This window comes from uncultured Marivita sp. (assembly GCF_947488135.1).
In the GTDB taxonomy this organism is placed as follows: Bacteria; Pseudomonadota; Alphaproteobacteria; order Rhodobacterales; family Rhodobacteraceae; genus Marivita.
Genome location: NZ_CANKYW010000006.1, coordinates 168340 through 186443 on the forward strand (window position 1 = coordinate 168340; position 18104 = coordinate 186443).

Below are 18104 nucleotides of genomic sequence, written 5' to 3' on the forward strand. Positions count from 1 at the left end.
GCTTAGTATCCGGCGTCCCGGTCCACAAGGTGCAAGAACGGCTCACCCGCTTCGCCGCGCCGGATGTTTTCGGCGATGGCCCGGCTGGCGCTGGGCGGTCGAGTTTCGGACGCGATATGAGGAGTGACCGTGACCTTCGGATGGGCCCAGTAGGGGTGTCCCGGAGGCAGTGGTTCGACCCGGAAGACATCGAGCGTGGCATGTCCGGCCTGACCGCTGTCCAAAGCCGCGATCAGGGCATCATCGTCGATCAACTGCCCGCGCCCCGGGTTGATGATGACCGCACCCTTGGGCAAGAGCGACAGTGTCTCGGCGTTCAGGATGTTTTCGGTCGCTGGCGTGCTGGGCAAAAGGAGAATGACGATCTCGGAGGTGCTCAGGATTTCGCGTAGGCCGTCGTCGCCGTGATAGGCGGTTATGCCGTCGATCTGCTTCGCGCTGCGCGCCCAGCCCGACACCGGGAAGCCCAAGGCGGCAAGTGCCTGCCCGCAGGCCGTGCCCAACTCTCCGAGACCCAGGATGCCCACGGGCCGATCCGCTGCCACTGGCGGCGCCTCGGCAGTCCAGACATGGTCGGGATTCACGATATGCGCGTCCATGCCAAGATGGTGGCGCAGCGTGTGTCCGGTGACCCATTCGACCATGCCCTGGGTCAGACCCTCGGCATCGACCATGCGCGCGAAGGGAACCTTGAGCGTCGGGTTGTGGACGGCGGTTTCGACCCCTGCCCACAGGTTCAGCACGGCCTTGAGGCGCGTATAGGGCGTGAAATCCTGCACGTCCGAATTCGGTGCGTAGACGATGTAATCGACGTCCTCGGGCGGATGGCTGGTCGACAGCACGTAGTCGATACCGATGGCGTCCAAAGCGGTGCGCAACGGTGTTTCGTACTGCGCCCAGCGTTTCTCGTGGGCGGCGAACAGGATGTTGACGGTCATGGCTTACCTTGGGCGATGGATATGGGCGCTTTGTACAAGGCCGAACGCGATCATCAAGACAAGCATTGCCGAACCGCCATAGCTGACCAGAGGAAGGGGCACACCCACAACCGGCGCAAGCCCCATAACCATGGACATATTCACCGCGAAATAGAGAAAGAAGGTCACGCCGATCCCGAGGATCAGAAGCGAAGAATAGCGGTCGCGGTTCTGCAAGGCCGACACGATGCAGAAGATGAGGATCAGGACGTAGAGCAGCAGCAGGGAAATCCCGCCGATGAAGCCGAATTCCTCGGCCAGCGTGTTGAAGATGAAGTCAGTGTGTTTTTCCGGCAGGAAGTTCAGCCGCGATTGTGTGCCCTGCATGAAACCGCGCCCGGTCCAGCCTCCGGAGCCCATCGCGATCTTGGCCTGCGTGATGTGATACCCCGCGCCAAGCGGGTCGGAGGACGGGTCCAGGAAGGTGTCGATGCGGCGGAATTGGTAGTCTTTGAGCAGTTGCCAATCCGTGCCTCGACTGAGGAACACCGTGTAGACCCCTGCGATGCCCGCCGCGAGAACCGTTCCGAAATAGGCCCAATGCACCCCGGCTAGGAACATCATCAGTCCGCCTCCGGCCACAAGAAGGATGGCGGTGCCGAGGTCCGGTTGGGTGAGCACCAGAAACGTTGGCAGTAGGATGATGAACACGGGGATCAGCACCCAGAACGGGTGCGAGATGCGTTTGATCGGCAGCCAGTCGTAATAGGCCGCCAGAACCATCACCATAGCGATCTTCATCAATTCGGATGGTTGCAGGCGCATGAAGCCCAGATCGATCCAGCGCTGCGCGCCCATGCCGACGGAGCCGAAGAATTCCACAGCCACCAGAAGCACCATGGCGATCAGATAGGCCATCACCGACATATTGCGCCAAAACCAGATCGGCACCATCGCGACCACGAACATGATCGCCAGACCCAGCGCAAACCGCTTCATCTGCGGTTCGGCCCAAGGCGTCATGGAACCGCCGGCAACCGAATAAAGCATCAGGAGACCGACACCGGCGATGGCCGCAAGCAGAACGACCAGAGGCCAGTTGATGAAGAGCATCTTGCGCCATCCTGCCGGGACGGTTTTGACCGTATATTCAAGATAACTCATGCGCGGCTCCGGCCGTCCGGGTCATTGGATTGCAGCACCTGTTGCAAGCGTTCCTGCTGGGTGCGGATGCGTTCGCGATCCTTCGACGGGTAGGCGTCAAGCGGGGGATCCTCCCCGTAGAGCGCCTGAAGCGTGACATCGCGCGCAATCGGGGCCGCCGCAGCCGATCCGCCGCCGCCGTGCTCGACCACGACGGATACGGCGATCTTGGGCGCCTCGTACGGGGCGTAATTCACGAAGAGCGCGTGATCGCGCCGGTTCCAGGGCAGGTCTTCGTTCCGGGTCACGCCACGCGCGCGTTCGGCGGCGGTGATATTGCGCACTTGGCTGGTGCCGGTCTTGCCTGCCATGCGGAACGTCTCTTCGATGATCCGCGACCCATAGGCCGTACCGCGGCGGTTGTTGCTCACGGCGTACATCGCGCGACGGATCTGGCGCAGGTGGTTTTCGTTGAAGCCAAGATCCTCACCACCAAGCGCCTCAGGCTCGGCCGCGCCAATCCGGCGCACGAGGCGAGGGGTGACGTTCTTCCCGGTCGCAAGCCGCGCGGTCATGACGGCAAGCTGGAGCGGAGAGCTTAGAACGAAGCCCTGGCCGATCGAGGCATTGACGGTATCGCCGATCACCCAATCCGCGCCGCGTTCACGTTTCTTCCATTCCTTGTCCGGCATGAGCCCTTCGGTGACGGCGGACATGCCAATACCGAACGCCTCACCCAATCCGAGGCGTCGCGCGGTTTCGGAGATGCGTTCGATCCCCACCTTGAGTGCCAAGTCGTAATAGTAGACGTCGCAGCTTTCGCGCAGGGACAGTTCGAAGTTCATATGCCCGTGGCCTGCACGTTTCCAGCAGTGGAACCTGCGACCGCTGACCTGCATATGGCCGGGGCACCAGACGGTATCGTCGGGCGCGACGACCCCCGCATCCATTGCGGCGAGCGCGGTCACCATCTTGAAGGTCGACCCGGGCGGGTAGGCGTCCTGCACGGTTTTCGATGCCAGAGGGCGGTGGTCATTATCCCGCAGCACGGCATAATCCGCGACCGAGATCCCACGCACGAATTTGTTTGGATCGTATGACGGCGAGGAAGCGATGCCCAAAAGGTCGCCATTGTTCACATCCATCACCACGACCGAGGCGCTTTCTTCGCCGAGGCGGGCCTGAATATAGCTCTGCAACTTGCTGTCGACCGTCAGCTGCATGTCGGCACCCGGAGTGCCTTCACGGCGATCGAGTTCGCGCATGACGCGACCCACCGCGTTCACTTCGACACGCTTGGCCCCGGCACGGCCGCGCAGCACCTCTTCGTGGCGGGCTTCGATCCCGACCTTGCCAATCTGGAACCGCGGGATGCGCAGAACGGGGTCGGGCGTCTCGTACCGGGCAAGATCCCGTTCGCTGACCGGGCCGACATATCCGACGACATGCGCAAAATCGCCCCGGCGCGGGTAGACGCGTGACAGGCCGACCTCGGGTGTGACGCCGGGCAGGGCGGGGGCGTTCACAGCGACGCGGCTGATGTCGTCCCAGGTGACGCGTTCGGCCACGGTGACGGGCAGGAACGGTGCGCTGCGCTGCATTTCGGTCAGGGCGCGGTTGAGCTCGTCTTCATCCAGTTCGACCAAGGCGGAGAGCCGACCGATCACATCGTCGATATCGCCCGCGTCCTCCTTGACCATCGTGATGCGGTACGAGGGTTCGTTCGCGGCAATGAGGATGCCATTCCGATCGAAAATCTGACCGCGCGTCGGCGGGATCAGGCGGATGTTGATGCGGTTCTCTTCGGCAAGCAGGCGGAATTCATCGGCCTGATCCACCTGGAGATGCTGCATGCGCAAACCAAGCGCACCGGCAAAGGCCAGTTGCGCGCCGCCCAGAATGAGGCCGCGGCGCGAGATCTTGCGGACGCTTTCCGCTGTATCCTTTGGCGCTCGTCTCATAGCGTTCGTCCCAAACGGTCCATGTCTCCGGGTGCCGCGCGGCGGATGCCGAAGAGAAAATAGGATACTCCCACGACCGCAGGATAGGCGGCGATGGTCATGACCACCTGAATAAAGCTCAGTGTGAGCGCTCCGGGGGACAGGATAAGGACCATCATCACCGCGCGATAGAGGATCGTGATCACGATCAGGGTACCCGCGAAGGTGAGCCATTCAAGAACAAATGTCGTTTCCCGCTGGCGGCGTTCCCGCGACTTCAGCCACTCGGCCGCGCAGACCACCAGAACCGACCACAGGCCGGGGGGACGTTGCTGGAGCATGTCCGCGAGCAGCATGACCCCGGCCAAGAGCAGGATCGGGACATATTCGGGACGCCGCACGGCCCAGGCAAAAACGACCGCGACAAGGATGTCCGGGCTGGCCCATTGGCTCGGCGCCGGGTTCAGCGGCAGCAGATGGAAGAACAGGATCAGCAGCGCCACGAGGACGAACATGAGCCGCATGCCCCAGATCTGAAGAAGGCCGGAGTCCATTACTGCCCTGCCTCCACTGCGGTGGGCCCGATCTCGCCGGAGGCGGTTTCGGGCAAGATCAACGCCGACGGGTTCGACACGCGGCGCGCGCCGTGATCGCGCAGGACGCGCAAAAATTCCAAACGCTCGTAATCGGCAGCCAGTCGGGTGCGCAGACGGCCACCGGGGTCTTGGGCCACTTGCCCGATCAGAAGCCCGGGCGGGAACACGTCGCCGTCACCGGAGGTCACGATCCGGTCGCCGGGCCGCACCTGATCGGGGTTTTCCAGAAAGTCGATCGGTGGGGCGGAGGTGTTGTCGCCAACGATCAAGGCGCGCTGGCCTGAGGGCTGGATCGTCGCCGGAATGCGGCTCGTGGCATCCGTCAGCATGATCACGCGACTGGTGTTCGGCCCGACGCCCGAAATTCGCCCGACGAGACCGGTGCCATCCATTGTTGCCCAGCCGTCAACAATACCGTCGCGCGAGCCCACGTTGATGAGAAGCGACTGTCGGAAGGGCGAGCCGGAATCGGCCAGTACCACCCCGGTGATGTAGGTGAGCCGTGGATCGAGCCGTACGTTGTTCAGGTCGCGCAGCTTAGCGTTTTCCTGTTCAAGTTGCAGGGCCGCCTCTTTCCACGACGCCATCTGGCGTAGTTCGCGACGGAGTTCCTGGTTCTGTTCGTAGATTCGCTGGTAGCTGCGGAAGTCCCGCGCGAGGTTCACCGTTGCTGTCACCGGGGCCATCGCCCAGTCAAAGCTTGGGATCACCGTGTCGATGACGGCAGCGCGGAAGCGTTCGACGCGAGGGCTGTCGATGCGCCAGACGAAGAAGAGACCAAGAAGGCACAGAACGACGAACGCCAGCAGCAGTCGCCGCAGCGGTGTCGTGTAGTCTTCGCTATTGGTGCCGTTCTTCGCCAAATCTTCCCCTTCCAAGCGCTACCCGAAAAGTGGGAATTGGTTTTCGGATCAGGTTGCGAGCCCTTTTAGCATAGAGTTCCGCAAATGGGTGTGCGGTCAGCTGTCGTAGTCGATCGCGTGGCGCAGTTGTTTCTCGTATTCCAGCGCCTTGCCGGTGCCCAGGGCCACGCAATTCAGGCTTTCATCGGCGATGGAGACCGCCAACCCGGTCTGTTCACGCAGTGCAAGGTCCAGATCGCCCAGAAGTGCGCCACCGCCGGTGAGCATGACGCCCCGGTCTACGATGTCGGCGGCCAGGTCCGGCGGGGTCGCTTCGAGGGCGGTCATCACCGCTTCGCAGATCTGCTGGACTGGCTCGGACAGGGCCTCTGCCACCTGGGCCTGGCTGATCTCGGTTTCTTTGGGCACACCGTTCAAGAGGTCGCGCCCGCGTATCTGCATTGACGCGCCGCGCCCGTCGTCAGGCATGCGCGCGGTGCCAATGGACGTCTTGATGCGTTCCGCTGTCGATTCGCCCACCAGCAGGTTCTGCTGGCGGCGCAGGTAGTTGATGATCGCTTCATCCATCCGGTCGCCACCGACACGGACGGAGCGGGCGTAGACGATATCGCCAAGCGACAGAACCGCGACCTCGGTCGTCCCGCCGCCGATATCGACCACCATGTTGCCGGTCGGGTCGGTGATCGGCATGCCCGCACCAATCGCCGCTGCGATGGGTTCAGCAATCAGACCGGCCTTGCGCGCGCCTGCCGACAGTACCGACTGGCGGATCGCGCGTTTCTCAACCGGGGTCGCGCCATGCGGGACGCAGACGATGATCTTGGGTTTGGAAAAGGTGGAGCGTTTGTGCACCTTGCGGATGAAATGCTTGATCATTTCTTCGGCCACATCGAAGTCGGCAATCACGCCTTCGCGCATCGGGCGGATCGCCTCGATGCTGCCGGGCGTGCGACCCAGCATCAGCTTGGCGTCTTCGCCGACGGCGAGGACTTTTTTCTGACCGTCCTTGATGTGGTAGGCGACCACAGAGGGCTCGGACAGGACAACACCGCGCCCTTTGACGTAGACAAGCGTATTCGCTGTCCCAAGGTCGATGGCCATGTCCGACGAGAACATGCCCAGCAATTTGTCGAGTCCCAACATCTGCGATTTGCCCCAAGCCAATAAGTCTTAGGCCTGCGACTCTGTCGGGTCACAAGCCGAGGGTCTTATAGGTCTGCTGGGCAGTGGGCGAAAGGGCCAGAACGCGCTTTGCCAGCGTGAATCTGCCACACGACAGTGAACGCGGACTTAGGGGAGGGTCGTAAGGTCCAAGAAGCGCCAATTGTCAGCAAATTATCGACGATTTCTCTTAAACCCGCGGATTTCCAAGGGATCGATGACGAAAGAGTGTACCGCGCCGACTTATGGCCATTGTGTTGACGCATTGAGATCACCGGCACGGCCCAGAATAAACACAACTCATCTGGAGGGACACATGGTTGTCAAATTTGCTAAAGGACTTGCAAAGCTGAGCTTCCTCGGCGCGGGCACGGCTGCCGTCATTGGGCTGTGGGATTACACACAGCAGGCGAAAGCGGCCGACTATGATTTATCCTTCGCACAGTATCAGGCCTCGGTCGTCGATCGTTACGGGGATCAGGCTGGCGACGTATTCGCAGTCGCCCATTCCGGCATCGCAAGCGGCTACGCGTGGGCGTCCCGATCCGGCGTATTGGAACTTGCGGGTCTTACCGAGGATGGCAGCGTGATTGACGAGAGTGATCCGCTTGTGGTCATCGTCGATGATCCTGAAAGTTCCGTCGAGACAGAAATCGAAGTCGCGGCTGCGGATGGTGGATTGGCACCGGATTCATCGCTCTTGCCGCGGGCGCGCGCTCTTCAATGACGGCTTGAATCGCCTGCGCGTCGTTTTCCTGCCGCAACGTGTCGGGAAGGTTTGGCGGCGCGGTCGGCGCAACGGTATTCACGGGGTCAAACGCCTCGGAGTGAATACCCATGAAAACGCATGTCAAAGCTTTGGTCGTCGGCGGCGGCGCCGTCGGCACCTCGATCGCCTATCACCTCGCGCGTGCGGGCTGGGACGATGTGATGCTGCTCGAACGGGACGAACTCACGTCCGGGTCGACATGGCACGCTGCGGGGCTTTTGCCGTATTTCAACATGTCCTACGCGACGACACATATCCACGATTATTCGATCAAGTATTACAAGACGCTTGAAGAGGAGACCGGGCTGAACGCGGGGTTTTCGGTCGTCGGCAATTTGCGGATGGCGCAAAGCCAGGCGCGCATGGACGAATACATGCTTTACGCCACCACAGCCGAAACCTGCGGCGTGCCCTATGAATGGCTGTCGCCCGCGCAGATCAACGAACGGTATCCGCTGTTGCGCACCGAGGATCTGGTTGGCGCGATTTATCACCCTTTGGATGGGTACATTAACCCCGCCGACGTCACGATGGCGATGGCCAAGGGCGCGCGCCAGCGCGGCGTCGTGATCGAACGCAAGTGGCAGGTAGATTCGTACCACTGGACCGGCGACCACTGGGATGTGACCGTCACAAAGATGGTCGAGAAGGGCGGCAATCTTGTTCCGTCCGACGAACAGACGGTGATCCATGCCGAACATGTCGTGACCGCCACCGGCAACCACGCGCAGCGCACGGCAAAACTTCTGGGGATCAAGATCCCGGCGATTCCGGTGGAACATCAGTATATCGTCACCGAACCCGACCCGGCGCTGGTCGAATGGCGCAAGGCCGGCAATCCGGAGCATCCCGTGCTGCGCGATGCCGATGCCAAATGGTATGTGCGCGAAGAACGCGGCGGCTGGATCCTTGGCCCCTACGAGCGCAACGCGCCCGCGCGTTTTGAATACGGCGTGCCGGACAGCTTTCGCGCCGATCTCTTTCCGCTCGATCTGGAGCGGATCGAGGAGGAATACATGAGCATGATCCACCGGATTCCGACCTCGGAAACGGTTGGTCTGAAAGACGATTTCAACGGTCCGATCTGCTATACGCCGGACGGAAATCCGCTTTTGGGGCCCGCACCGGGATTGCGCAACATGTGGCTGGCCGAAGGGTTTTCCTTCGGGATCACGGCTGCGGGCGGTACGGGGTATTATCTTGCGCAGTTGATGGTCGAAGGGGAGGCCGAGATCGACATGGCCTCGCTCGACCCCAAGCGCTACGGGTCGTGGATGACCACCGAATACGCTGCGCGCAAGAACGAAGAGGCGTATGAGCACGTCTACATCCTGCACCACGCTGACGAGGAACGCCCGGCCTGTCGTCCGCTTCGTACGGCGCCAGCGTACGATCGACAAAAGGCGCTGGGCGCGCAGTTCGGCTGTGTGAACGGGTGGGAACGTCCGAACTACTACGGGCCTTTGGATGCGGCGGAAACCTTCGACCACGACGCGCGGTCGTTCCGTCGCGGTGGCTGGTGGCAATATGCCGTCGACGAAGCCAAGGCGATCCGTGAAGGCGTCGGTCTGATCGACGCGACGGCGTTCACCAAGCATGTGGTCAAAGGGCCGGGGGTGACCCGGTTTCTGGATTGGTTCACCTGCAACAAGCTGCCCAAAATTGGCCGCATCAACCTGACCTATGCGCTGACCGATCACGGCACTACCCGGACGGAATACACCATCGTGCGGTTGGGTGAGGATGAGTATTACCTCGTCTCGGCAGGGGCCTGGACAGCCTATGACGCCGATTACCTGAAGAAGGCGGCCGAGGATAAAGCAGGTGAGTTCGGCAATATCGAGATTCAGGATGTGACCACGCAATGGGGTGTGTTTGCCATCGCCGGACCGAAATCTCGTGATGTGCTGAACGAGATCGTCAAGGATGCCGATCCGGCAACGGTTCTCAGCAACAAACGCTTCCCATGGTTGACCTGCCGCGACATCGAGTTGGGCATGTGCCCGGTGCGGGCGATCCGGGTGGCCTATACGGGCGAACTGGGTTGGGAATTGCATCACCCGATCGAGATGCAGAACTACCTGTGGGATCAGTTGATGGCGGCGGGGGCCGGGCACGACATGAAACTGGTCGGCGCTCGGGCGCAGAACTGGTTGCGGCAGGAAAAATCCTATCGCGCCTTCGGCAACGAGCTGGGCCGCGATGCGACGCCGCTCGAAGCCGATCTGCCGCGTTTTATCGACCTGTCGAAGGACTTTCACGGCAAGGCGGCGTTGGAAAAGACCGGTATACGGTCGAAGTGCTGCACGTTGCTGATCGACGGACCGGAGGATGCCGATCCCTGGGGGCGCGAGGCGCTCTATGATGGGGAGACGCGCGTCGGGCGTCTAACCTCGGGCGGTTATTCGGTGGCGTTCGGGAAATCCATCGGCATGGGATATGTGACGCCCGAACTGGCGGTTCCGGGGACCAAGCTCAAGGTCAAGATGTTCGATCGGCTTTGGGATGCCGAGGTGGTCGAAGACAGCCCGTACGATCCCAAGAACGAGGCGATCCGACAAGACGGGTGAGAACGCGGATGCGTTAACGCATCCGCAGTTTTCCGTTAACGGAAAACGGGTCTCTGAAATCCCCGCTCAGCCAAGAAGCCGTCGCGCGATGACCTGCGCTTGAATCTCGGCGGCCCCTTCGAAGATGTTAAGGATACGCGCATCACAGAGGATGCGGCTGATCTTGTATTCCAGCGCAAAGCCGTTTCCGCCGTGGATTTGCAGCGCGTTGTCGGCAGCCGCCCAGGCCACGCGAGCCCCCAGCAGCTTGGCCATGCCGGCTTCAAGGTCGCAGCGACGCCCCTCGTCTTTCTCGCGGGCCGAGAAGTAGGTGAGCTGACGCGCGATCATGATTTCGACCGCCATCATCGCGAGTTTCGATGCGACGCGCGGGAAGTGGATCAGCGCTTTGCCGAATTGCTTGCGGTCCTGTGCGTATTTCATGCCCTCGTCCAGCGCGGATTGCGCGACGCCGATGGCACGGGCGGCGGTCTGGATGCGAGCCGACTCAAACGTCTCCATCAACTGCTTGAAGCCCTTGCCTTCTTCCATCCCCAGGAGGTTCTCGCCCTTGACCTTGAAGTCGTCGAAGTTGAGCGTGTATTCCTTCATGCCGCGATAGCCGAGCACCTCGATCTCACCGCCCGAAATGCCCGGGTCCTGCCAAGGCGCTTCGTCGGTGCCGGGTGTCTTTTCGGCAAGGAACATGGACAAGCCGCGATAATCGGAGGTGTCCGGCACGGTGCGCGCCAGCACCGTCATCACATGGGTGCGGGCGGCGTGGGTGATCCAGGTCTTGTTGCCGTTGATGATCCAATCGCCGTTTTCGTCCTTCACGGCTTTGGTGCGGAGCGACCCGAGGTCAGAGCCTGTATTCGGTTCGGTAAACACGGCGGTCGGCAGGATTTCACCTGATGCGAGACCGGGAAGCCATTTTGCCTTTTGCTCATCCGTTCCGCCGGCGATGACCAGTTCGGCCGCGATCTCGGACCGAGTGCCAAGGGAACCGACCCCGATATATCCGCGCGACAGTTCTTCAGAGACAACGCACATGGAATTCTTGGAGAGACCAAAGCCGCCATGCTCTTCGGGGATGGTCAGGCCGAAGACGCCCATCTCGGCCAGCTCATCGATGATTTCCATCGGGATGAGTTCATCCTTGAGGTGCCATTCGTGCGCGTAGGGCTCGACCTTGTCGAGAGAGAAGCGGCGGAATTGCTCGCGGATCATTTCGAGCTCTTCGTCCAGACCGCAGGCCCCGACGGTCAGTTCCGCGCTGCGTTCCTGCATCAGCTCGACCAGACGAATGCGCGCCGCCTGTGTATTGCCCTCTTGCGTCAGGCGCATGACCTCAGGTGTCATCAGAAGGCGCATATCATCTTGCGAGAGGCCGATGTCCTGAAGGCGGACAATTTCGCCCTGGTTCATCTGGATGCCGCCGTAGATCTGCCAGAGATATTCGCCGAACGCGATCTGGTGGATAAGCTGCTCGACCTCGCCGAACTTGCCATCGGCATCCAGGCGCTCGGCCCAACCCTGCATCTGGCGCAGAGATTCGACGTACGTCGCCAACCATGCAAGGCCGTGTGCGGCGGTCTGGTTTTCCTCGATCAGCGCGCCGGACACGCGACCCTCGGATTCCACCATGTCGCGGACGCGTGCGGCGGCTTTTTCAAGCACCTTATTGGCGGGGTCCACGGCAGCGCCGGTGAGGCTCAGCAGGTCGGGCAGGATGGTTTCGGTCGTCAGGGTCAAGTCTTGTCCGTCATGGGCCATGAATCGTGTCCTTTCAGCTTTGCCGCTGGATATCTACTTTGCAGGTGCAGCGCAACAAAAATACCCAGCAGGCCTGCGATTTGTTCCAATCTTTCGTGTGAGATTGCTGCTTTGCGGCGAGGTGCCCATTGCAGATGCAGAAAAAAACGGGGCGAGTGCACCAGAGTATGGTGCGCGCGCCCCGCTATTTCCAAGCGCCTTTCGACGCAGGCAGCTTAGCCGATGGCAGCCGCTTTCACGTCATCGTCGATATAGGGCACGTATTGCGCGAAGTTGTCGGCGAACATCTGGACCAGCTTGGCTGCCTGTTCATCGTAGGCGTCCTTATCGTTCCAGGTGCGGCGCGGGTCGAGCAGCATGTCCGGCACGCCTTCGACCTTGACCGGCACTTCGAAGCCGAAATTCGGGTCCTTGCGGAACTCCGCCTCGGCAAGGCTGCCGTCAAGTGCTGCGGTCAGAAGCGCGCGGGTTGCCTTGATCGGCATTCGCTCGCCCGCGCCGTAGGCGCCGCCGGTCCAGCCGGTGTTGACCAGCCAGCAGGTCGCGCCGTGCGAGGCGATCTTGTCGCGCAGTAGATTGCCGTACACCTCGGGCCGGCGCGGCATGAAGGGCGCGCCGAAACAGGTGGAGAAGGTCGGCTCCGGTTCGGTGACACCGCGTTCGGTTCCGGCCACCTTGGAGGTAAAGCCCGACAGGAAGTGATACATGGCCTGCGCAGGCGTCAGACGCGAGATCGGGGGCAGCACGCCGAACGCGTCACAGGTGAGCATGATGATATTCTTCGGATGCCCACCGAGCGCTGTCGAAGATGCGTTCGAGATATAATCGAGCGGGTAGGCGCAGCGCATGTTTGCGGTCAGGCTGTCGTCTTTGAAGTCCAGTTCGAAGGTTTCGGGATCGAAGACCATGTTCTCGATCACGGTGCCGAACTTGGTTGTCGTCGCGTAGATCTCGGGCTCTGCCTCGGGGGACAGGTTGATCGTCTTCGCGTAGCAGCCACCTTCGAAGTTGAAAGTACCACGATCCGACCAGCCGTGTTCGTCGTCGCCGATCAGAACGCGGTTCGGGTCGGCGGACAGCGTTGTCTTGCCGGTGCCGGACAGGCCGAAGAAGATCGCTGTATCGACCGGATTGCCAACGGCGTGATTGGCCGAGCAGTGCATCGGCATGATGCCTTTTTCCGGCAAAAGGTAGTTCAGCAGCGAGAAGATGGATTTCTTGTTCTCGCCCGCGTATTCTGTCCCGCCGATCAGGATCAGCTTCCTGTCGAAGTTCATCGCGATCACGGTTTCCGAGCGGCAATCGTGCTTTTTTGGATCGGCCTGGAAGGACGGGCAGTTGATGACCGTGAAATCCGCCGTGAAGCTGTCGAGGTCTTCCCGTTCGGGGCGGCGCATCATGTGGCGGATGAAAAGATTGTGCCACGCAAGTTCCTGGATGAAGCGCACGTCGATGGAATGTTTGGGGTCCGCACCACCGGTCAAATCCTGAACGAAATATTCGCGACCCTTCATGTGCTCGAGCATGTCGGCGTAGAGCGCGTCAAAGCCTTCGGGCGACATCGGCGCGTTGTTGTCCCACCAGATCGTGTCGGCGACGCTGTCGGTTTTGACGACATGCTTGTCCTTCGGGGACCGGCCTGTGAACTTCCCGGTGGTCACGAGGAACGCCCCACCATTGCCCAGCGTGCCTTCACCACGTTTCAGTGCGGCTTCGATCAGAGCCGGCTCTGTGAGGTTGTAATAGACATTGCCAAGCCCGTTGATCTGTTGATCTTCCAGCCGGAATTCCGGGTTCACCCGTCCAAATGTCATTTGCCAAGCTCCTGTAGCCGCGATGATCTGCGGCAGTATAACATGGGGGCGCGCAGGCGGCGTCCCACCCGCGACGGGGCGTCGGGGGTACAGGCGTCTTAGCATGTCGCTTCCGAAACTGAACAGGACGCAATCGCGCAGTTAGCGCAACCAAAACGAGTTTAGCGCAACCATGGCGCTGCTTCGCCGGCGGGTGTGATGCAAATTAGCCATCCGTAAGGATTTTTCGGTCTCAATAAAGGCACCGCTGCGGAGTGATTCGCAAAATTGCATTGGCGCAAAGGAAAAAAAGACGCATAATGTCGGAAAAAACATAATTGAGAGCAGTACAAGGAACACACTCCATGTCGAAAATCGCCCTTGTGGACGATGACAGGAATATCCTGACATCGGTCGCGATCACCCTTGAGGCAGAGGGTTTCGAGGTTGAAACCTACAACGATGGACAGGCCGCGTTGGATGCATTTAACAAGAAAATGCCCGATATGGCCGTCTTTGATATCAAGATGCCAAGGATGGATGGCATGGACCTGCTTCAGCGGGTGCGTCAGAAATCCAAGATGCCGGTGATCTTTCTCACCTCCAAAGACGATGAGATCGACGAGGTTCTTGGCCTGCGCATGGGAGCGGATGACTATGTCAAGAAACCGTTTTCGCAACGTCTTCTGGTCGAACGTATCCGCGCGCTTCTCCGACGTCAGGATGCCATCTCCGGCGATGCTGCCGGGACCGAGGTTGAAGAAACCAAACTCATGGTGCGCGGCAATCTGACGATGGATCCGCTGCGTCACTCGGTGTCCTGGAAGGGGCAGGATGTATCCCTGACCGTCACCGAATTCCTTCTGTTGCAGGCCCTTGCGCAGCGTCCCGGTTTCGTCAAGTCGCGGGATCAGTTGATGGATGTGGCCTACGACGATCAGGTTTATGTCGATGACCGGACGATCGACAGCCACATCAAACGTCTGCGCAAGAAAATGCGCACCGTCGACAATGATTTCTCGGCGATCGAAACGCTCTACGGGATCGGTTACCGTTACAACGAAGAGTAACCATGGCACTGGTTGAGGGCGTGACCCACTCAAAAGCCGGCGGGCGCAAGGATGCGGATGTGGTGCTCGGGGACGACTGGGTCGCCCCCGACAGAACCGTTGAATCCGAAGTGCGCAGCATCCGGGAAAAGCGGGGTCTTTTTGCGCTCAACCGGTCTCCGTTGACCCGGAAGATCATAACCTTCAACCTCGTCGCCCTCAACTTCCTGGTGGCGGGGATCCTGTTCCTGAACTCCTCGCGCGACACGCTTGCCGAACAGAAAGCGGAGTCGGTGAGGATCGAAGCAGAACTCATCGCCGACGTTTTTGAGGCGCAGGCCTTGGGAGAACCCACCGTCAACCTTGGCACCGGGGTGGGGATCGATGTCGGCGACACGCTCGACAATCTTGAAATGCGGCCCGGTCTGCGGGTGTTCATCTTCGATGCCGCACGGTTCCTTGTCGGCGATATCAATGGCGCGGATCAGACCGGCCAGCCGTTGCCGGCGTCAGAGAAACCGACGGTCATTTCTGACTTCCTGATGACCGTGTGGAACAGCGTATCGTCGGTCTTCCGGTCTGAAGAAGGGCTGGAAGCTCTCACGCTCGAAGACATCTTGCGCCGACAGATCGAAGAGACCGACCCGACACTGACGCGGATCGAACGCGCGGAAGGTCCGCTTGGCGAAACCATTTTCACGGCGCTAAGTCCGATCCAGGTCGAAACCGGTGTTGCCGGTACAATCGCCCTCGTCAGCTACGCGCCCGAGATCGACGCAGCGGTGCGCCTTGAGCGTGAGAACGTGTTGCAGATGTTCGTCATCGCCACGCTCGTGTCCATCGGCCTGAGCCTTGTCCTGGCCTCCACGATTTCTAACCCGATTTCCAACCTCGCCGACGCGGCCGAAGTTGGGCGCGACCGAAACCGCCGCAATGTGTCCTCGGGGCGCATCCGCATTCCAGATCTGACGGCCCGTCCGGACGAGATCGGCCGCCTTTCCGGCGCGTTGCGCGGTATGGTTGCAGCCTTGTACGACCGGATTGATGCGAACGAGCAATTCGCGGCGGACGTCGCACACGAGATCAAGAACCCATTGGCCTCATTGCGGTCTGCGGTTGGAACGTTGCGCGTTGCGCGCAAACCGGATCAGGTCGACCGATTGCTCGATGTCATCGACCATGATGTCCGTCGTCTGGACCGGCTGGTCAGCGATATTTCCAACGCATCCCGCCTGGACAGCGAACTGGTAAAAGAGGAAGAGGCCGAATTCAATCTTCTGGACATGCTTGGCAATCTTGCGCAGTTCCTTGGCGAAGACGCCAAACGCCGGGGCATCGAATTCATCGCCGATTTGCCGGATCGTCCGATCATGTTGCACGGGCTGGAAGCGCGTCTGGCGCAGGTCTTTGTTAACCTAATCACCAATGCGATCAGCTTTTGCGAAGATGGCGATGCCATCCGCCTTTGGGCGCGCCGCCGCGAGAACAGGGTCCTGATCGTGGTCGAGGACACTGGCCCGGGCATTCCGGACGAGGCCCTCACCAAGATCTTCAAACGGTTCTATTCGCAGCGCCCTGAAAACGATTTCGGCAACAACTCCGGTCTGGGCCTCGCGATTTCAAAGCAGATCGTCGAGGCGCATGGCGGCGTGATCTGGGCCGAGAATATCCGTCCGACCGAAGCGGATGCGACCTCCGAACCGCTAGGTGCGCGGTTCGTCGTCGGCTTGCCTCTCTGAGCGTTGCCATGTCCGAAGACGGCGCGCTGACCCTTCACGCCACGGCGGTTGCGGTCGATGGTCAGGCCGTGCTGCTGAAAGGTGCCTCTGGTTCGGGCAAATCCTCTCTCGCGCTCGAGATGATGGCACGGGGCGCGACGCTCGTCGCGGACGACCGGGTGATTTTGACCGGTGCCGCTGATAGTGTCGTCCTGACTTGCCCGGAACCGCTTTGCGGATTGATCGAGGCGCGGGGTGTTGGCCTCCTGCATGCGCGATACCTGTCCCCCGCGAAGTTGTGCGTTGTGGTCGATATGGACCAAATCGAAACGGATAGGCTGCCCCCGGATCGGACGATCACATACCACGCACAAACATTTCCATTGCTTCACAATGTCGAGTCGCAGCATTTCCCTGCCGCAATTCTGCAATATCTACGTGCGGAAGAAATTCGACGTCAGTCTTCCTGAATACGGAACAAAACGCATGTCGATCCAACCGAACGGGAATCGGGTTGTCCTCGTCTCCGGGCCGTCTGGCGCCGGGCGGTCGACTGCGATCAACGTGCTGGAGGACATGGGCTTCGAAGCGATTGACAACATTCCGTTGCGGATGATCCCGCGCCTGTTCGATGGTGGCCCGATCGACCGACCGCTCGCATTGGGGATCGATGTGAGAAACCGCGACTTCTCTGCGGAAAGCCTGATCGAATTGCATGCCGACCTGGTGGGCCGCATCGAAGGGAACGCGGTGCTCTTGTTTCTGGACAGCCGACCGGATGTTCTGTTGCGCCGCTATTCGGAAACGCGTCGTCGGCATCCCTTGGCGCAGGAGGAAACGCCGGAAATCGGGATCGCCCGCGAGATCGATCTGTTGCGGCCGGTCCTCGACCGCGCGGATATCGTGATCGATACGTCGTTGCTGTCGCCGCATGACCTCAAGGCCGAATTGCACAAATGGTTCGCCGATACGTCGTCACAGACGCTTTCCGTGGCGGTTCAGTCCTTTTCCTACAAGCGCGGTATCCCGCACGGGGTCGATATGGTTTTCGATTGCCGGTTCCTGTCGAACCCGCATTGGCAGGATGACTTGCGGGACAAGACGGGACTTGCGGATGATGTCAGAGACCATGTGACATCGGATACCCGGTTCGGCCCTTTCGTCGATCGCATCACCAATATGCTGACATTTCTGCTTCCCGAGATGGAAGAGGAAGGCAAAACGCATCTTTCGATTGGCATCGGGTGTACCGGAGGGCAACACAGGTCGGTTGTCGTTACGGAAGAGATCGCGAGAACGCTTGCAGAGGACGGCTGGCGGGTGTCAATTGCGCACAAGGAACTGGCCCGACGGGGGATCGTGGCCGCCGGCAGCTCAGATCTGCCGGATCGCGAAAAGGTGGCAGAGTGATTGGGATCGTGATCGTCGCTCACGGTGGTTTGGCGCATGAGTATCTTGCCGCCGTCGAACACGTCGTGGGCCATCAGCCCGGCATGGCTGCAGTGTCGATTGATGCCGACCACAATCGCGACGCCAAGCAAAACGAAATTTGCACCTTGGCCGACGAGGTCGATACCGGCGACGGCGTGGTGATCGTGACCGATATGTTCGGAGGATCACCGTCGAACCTTAGCCTTCGGGCGTGCCAGCCGGAGAACCGCCGGATCGTGTACGGCGCCAACCTGCCGATGCTGATCAAACTTGCCAAAAGTCGGGATAAAACGGTGCCGGAAGCGGTGCGCGCCGCTTTGGATGCAGGCCGGAAATACATTGACAGCCAAGACATAACTCTTGATCAGAGCGCCTGATCACAAGGGTTAGGGAGGCCCG

The 18104-nt window shown here is 60.6% G+C and carries 15 protein-coding genes; 7 read left to right on the forward strand and 8 right to left on the reverse strand.

Annotated features, from left to right (window positions below; translation table 11 throughout):
• Positions 1–2: 2 nt before the first annotated feature.
• From Q1B16_RS16710 to Q1B16_RS16735, 6 genes are all read right to left on the reverse strand, one after another.
• Positions 3–938: a glyoxylate/hydroxypyruvate reductase A gene (locus Q1B16_RS16710; protein WP_299791361.1), complete on the reverse strand. Its 936-nt coding sequence runs from the start codon at positions 936–938 to the stop codon at positions 3–5.
• 3 nt (positions 939–941) lie between these two features.
• The gene (gene rodA / locus Q1B16_RS16715) at positions 942–2081 is read right to left on the reverse strand and encodes a rod shape-determining protein RodA (RefSeq protein WP_299791364.1); all 1140 of its coding nucleotides are present in this window, start codon (positions 2079–2081) and stop codon (positions 942–944) included.
• The gene (gene mrdA, locus Q1B16_RS16720; protein ID WP_299791367.1) at positions 2078–4021 is read right to left on the reverse strand and encodes a penicillin-binding protein 2; all 1944 of its coding nucleotides are present in this window, start codon (positions 4019–4021) and stop codon (positions 2078–2080) included. The genes rodA and mrdA overlap by 4 nt, the downstream gene beginning before the upstream one ends.
• Positions 4018–4554, reverse strand: a complete 537-nt coding sequence (locus Q1B16_RS16725) for a rod shape-determining protein MreD (RefSeq protein ID WP_299791370.1) — start codon at positions 4552–4554, stop codon at positions 4018–4020. Before Q1B16_RS16725 ends, mrdA begins: the two co-directional genes overlap by 4 nt.
• Positions 4554–5459, reverse strand: a complete 906-nt coding sequence (mreC, locus tag Q1B16_RS16730) for a rod shape-determining protein MreC (protein WP_299791373.1) — start codon at positions 5457–5459, stop codon at positions 4554–4556. The genes Q1B16_RS16725 and mreC overlap by 1 nt, the downstream gene beginning before the upstream one ends.
• A gap of 96 nt (positions 5460–5555) precedes the next feature.
• Entirely contained in the window at positions 5556–6602 is a 1047-nt protein-coding gene (locus Q1B16_RS16735; RefSeq protein WP_299791376.1) for a rod shape-determining protein, read from the reverse strand.
• A 334-nt stretch (positions 6603–6936) separates the two neighbouring features.
• On the opposite strand from Q1B16_RS16735, the gene Q1B16_RS16740 reads away from it, so the two are divergent.
• Both Q1B16_RS16740 and Q1B16_RS16745 read left to right on the forward strand, forming a co-directional pair.
• Entirely contained in the window at positions 6937–7347 is a 411-nt protein-coding gene (locus Q1B16_RS16740; protein WP_299791379.1) for a hypothetical protein, read from the forward strand.
• A gap of 110 nt (positions 7348–7457) precedes the next feature.
• Entirely contained in the window at positions 7458–9959 is a 2502-nt protein-coding gene (locus Q1B16_RS16745) for an FAD-dependent oxidoreductase (protein ID WP_299791382.1), read from the forward strand.
• A 66-nt stretch (positions 9960–10025) separates the two neighbouring features.
• On the opposite strand, the gene Q1B16_RS16750 is transcribed toward Q1B16_RS16745, so the two are convergent.
• Both Q1B16_RS16750 and Q1B16_RS16755 read right to left on the reverse strand, forming a co-directional pair.
• A complete protein-coding gene (locus Q1B16_RS16750) occupies positions 10026–11714 on the reverse strand; it encodes an acyl-CoA dehydrogenase family protein (protein ID WP_299791385.1) in 1689 nt (562 codons plus the stop codon).
• A gap of 215 nt (positions 11715–11929) precedes the next feature.
• Positions 11930–13528, reverse strand: coding sequence for a phosphoenolpyruvate carboxykinase (locus Q1B16_RS16755; protein ID WP_299791388.1), 1599 nt, complete (start codon positions 13526–13528; stop codon positions 11930–11932).
• A gap of 344 nt (positions 13529–13872) precedes the next feature.
• Here Q1B16_RS16755 and Q1B16_RS16760 point away from each other — a divergent pair, with 344 nt between their 5' ends.
• Genes Q1B16_RS16760 through Q1B16_RS16780 form a run of 5 tightly spaced genes read left to right on the forward strand, consistent with a single transcriptional unit; the run spans position 13873 to position 18082 of the window.
• Positions 13873–14577 (forward strand): response regulator transcription factor, encoded by a 705-nt coding sequence (locus tag Q1B16_RS16760; RefSeq protein ID WP_299791391.1) that lies wholly within the window; start codon positions 13873–13875, stop codon positions 14575–14577.
• 2 nt (positions 14578–14579) lie between these two features.
• Positions 14580–16295, forward strand: a complete 1716-nt coding sequence (locus tag Q1B16_RS16765) for a sensor histidine kinase (protein ID WP_299791394.1) — start codon at positions 14580–14582, stop codon at positions 16293–16295.
• Between the two features lie 8 nt (positions 16296–16303).
• Entirely contained in the window at positions 16304–16744 is a 441-nt protein-coding gene (locus Q1B16_RS16770) for an HPr kinase/phosphatase C-terminal domain-containing protein (protein WP_299791397.1), read from the forward strand.
• Positions 16745–16760: 16 nt separating this feature from the next.
• On the forward strand, positions 16761–17684 hold the full coding sequence (gene rapZ / locus Q1B16_RS16775) for an RNase adapter RapZ (RefSeq protein WP_299791400.1): 924 nt from the start codon (positions 16761–16763) through the stop codon (positions 17682–17684).
• On the forward strand, positions 17681–18082 hold the full coding sequence (locus Q1B16_RS16780; RefSeq protein WP_299791403.1) for a PTS fructose transporter subunit IIA: 402 nt from the start codon (positions 17681–17683) through the stop codon (positions 18080–18082). Before rapZ ends, Q1B16_RS16780 begins: the two co-directional genes overlap by 4 nt.
• The last annotated feature ends 22 nt before the right edge of the window (positions 18083–18104 follow it).